Annotated in this window: 2 protein-coding genes and 2 pseudogenes; all 4 read right to left on the minus strand. The window is 65.4% G+C overall.

Annotation, left to right across the window (positions count from 1 at the left end):
* Nucleotides 1–118: 118 nt before the first annotated feature.
* A pseudogene (locus DQW85_RS24615) lies at nt 119–531 on the minus strand (transposase family protein); the annotation flags it as partial.
* Between the two features lie 229 nt (nt 532–760).
* A pseudogene (locus DQW85_RS24620) lies at nt 761–985 on the minus strand (transposase); the annotation flags it as partial.
* 101 nt (nt 986–1,086) lie between these two features.
* A complete protein-coding gene (locus DQW85_RS24625) occupies nt 1,087–1,500 on the minus strand; it encodes a DUF6262 family protein (RefSeq protein WP_113702387.1) in 414 nt (137 codons plus the stop codon).
* The gene (locus tag DQW85_RS24630) at nt 1,490–2,497 is read right to left on the minus strand and encodes a tyrosine-type recombinase/integrase (RefSeq protein ID WP_205315375.1); all 1,008 of its coding nucleotides are present in this window, start codon (nt 2,495–2,497) and stop codon (nt 1,490–1,492) included. The genes DQW85_RS24625 and DQW85_RS24630 overlap by 11 nt, the downstream gene beginning before the upstream one ends.
* Between the last annotated feature and the right edge of the window lie 170 nt (nt 2,498–2,667).

Here is a 2,667-nt window from a genome sequence, read left to right on the forward strand (position 1 = left end):
CTACGACGTCGGCAAAACCGTCAAACGAGAAACCACCCTCGCCGCCCGGCTCGGACAGACAGGTTAAAGATCAAGCTGAGTGGGCGTCTGAAAAGCGAAGTTCATGATTGATTGCCGGTTACGCGTCTCGCCAGGTTGGGGTGTTTTCGCCGGTGATGCGCCGGGTGAGGTTGTCGATCGATGCGGTGCGGATCATGGCTGCGGCGTGGTCGGTGCGGGTTTCGTAGTCGCGGGCCAGGCGGCGGTGGAGCATGAGCCAGCCCAGGGTGCGTTCCACCACCCAGCGGCGTTTTACCACGTGGAAGCCGGGCTGGTTGGAGCGGCGTGGGACGGCTTCGACGTCGATGTCCAAGGTGGCGCCGTGTTCGATGGCGGCGTTCTTGAGGCCGGTGTCCACCCACGCTTTGGTGATCGTCGGGTAGGTGCTGCCGGCCTGGGTGAGCAGGCTCAGCCGATGGTGTTATCGGACAGGTCGGCGGCGACGACGGTGACTGCCTGGAGCAGGCCGAGGGTGTCGGTGAGGATGCCACGCTAGCATCCGACGTCTCACTTGTCTCAGCCCGAATCCACCGATCGAGATCCGGCGCGAGTGCTGTGAAATGAGGTGAGGTGTCCTTCGAACTGGGAGGATGGGAGTTCTCGACGCTTCCAGCCGCCCGTTTCAAAGGACACCCCGTAAGTGCGATTCTCCCACGCCGCCCGGGTCACGTCCACGGACGTGGTGTATGAGTCGATCTTCGCGTGGTCCTGTTTCTGCAGGTTAAGCGGTAAGTGTCTGTGGGAGTGGGTTCTGCGTGGGTGTGTCGCCGGACAGAACACGCAGGCGGGCTTTGGCGAGGGCTTGCACGCCCATGTAGCGGCGGCCTTCGACCCACTCATCGGTCTGCTCCGCCAGCACCGCGCCGATGAGGCGGATAATGGCGGGCCGGTCGAGGAAGACGCCGACGACGTCGGTGCGGCGTTTGATCTCCTTGTTCAACCGCTCGAGGGTTATCTTGAGCCTGCGAATTGATCATGCCGGTGACCTGGGCTGTCTCGTTGAGGACAGTGTTCTCGACGAGACAGCGTGAGGGGGTTGGCTGCCTGTCAGCAGGGACCGATTGTTATCGAAGAGCGAGGTTGTGTGGTCGCCCGGAGCTGGCCAAGGGCCTCGGCGAGCTGTCGGCGGAGGCGCCGGTTCTCTTCGGCGAGTTGCTGGTTGCGTTCGGTGGCGGCCTGCAGGCGTTGCAGCAAGGACGCCTCGCTCGCGCGTTGGATGGTGGGGAGGGGCGGTGCGGGCGCCCGGCGGGTGATCAGCCGGAGGTGCTGGATCTGGTCGCGGATGTCGGGCTGGGAGTAGAGCCATGACCGGGACACGCCTGCTGTTCGGGCGACGAGGTCGAAACTGATCGGTTCTCCGGCCTGGCGGAGCTCGCTGAGGGTGCGGATGGCCTTGGCGCGGGTCAGCTCGTGACGACGACGAGCCGCGATGATTAGGTGAGTGGTGTGGTCAGCCGGCATCGGCGGTGGCCTCCTCGGCCGTGGTGTCGTCGGTCAGGCTGGTGATGATGTTGTCCAGGTTGGTGAGGACCTGCTGATTCATCTCAGCCAGTCGCGTCTGGCCGCGGGCCTCAGCCGCGGTGATGATCTGAACGACCTGCTGGCGTTGACAGTGGTGCTGGGGCAGGAACTCCGGGGTGGTGATGAACATCGGGCAGGTCAGGCAGGCGTTGGCGTGTGGACAGGTCTTCTGGACCGGCAGACCGCAGTAGCCGTTGGCCAGGGCCTGAGTGACCCGGCCGAGCCGTTGCTTGGCCCACGCGGCTTCGGCCAGCGGGCCGTCCGGGTCGAGGGTGACGGCCTGCCCGGCGATGTTGACCTTGCGGGCGGCTTCCCAGTGCCGCCGGACGGTGGTGTCGTGCAGCCGGGCGTAGTGCCCGGTCATCTGCGACGAATCGTGATCGAGGATGCGGCGGACGACCTCCTGCGGAACGTCGCGGTTGATCATTCGGGTGCCGAGCGTGTGTCTCCACTGGTGCGGGGTGAAATGGACGGGCTGGCCATGCTCGTCTCGAATGCTGCAGGCCTCCAGCCAGCGATAGAGCGCCAGCCGGTAGGTTGAGCTGCTGATCGGGGCTTGACCGTCGACGTTCTTGGTGGGCCGCGGAAACAGCCAGTTCGACCCGCTCGGCCAGCGGGCGGCGATGCGATGTCGCTGCTGGCCGATCAGGCGCAGGAGATCCTCATCGATGGGCGCGAGCGCCTCACGTTTCATCTTGTGGTTGAAATACCGCAGATAGGGTGCTCGGTCGGCGTCGCTGGCGATGCAGTCGAACTTCAGCCGGAGCGCATCAGAGATCCGCAGCCCGCAGCGGATGAGGATCACGGTGATGAGCCGGTAATCGTCGTTGCCCCATCGGTCGAGGGTGCCGGGATGTTCGACTTGGGCCATGACATGCTCGGCGAGTGCCCGTGGAGGCCGCTCGGCCCGCTTGGGCTGGTCCTGGGCGAAGAACATCGCGGTGGTGGGCAGGGTGTCGTCCCAGCGGTGCTGGCGGATGGCGGTGAAGAAGCTGTTCAACTGGAAGCTGGATGAGACCTCCGGCGCCACCGCCGGCGACTCCTCCGGTAAGAACGTTCCCGCCACCTTGACCGGCGCCTACACCCGCGTCCCGGGCCAGCTCGGCC

Source organism: Nonomuraea lactucae, from assembly GCF_003313395.1.
GTDB lineage: Bacteria > Actinomycetota > Actinomycetes > Streptosporangiales > Streptosporangiaceae > Nonomuraea > Nonomuraea lactucae.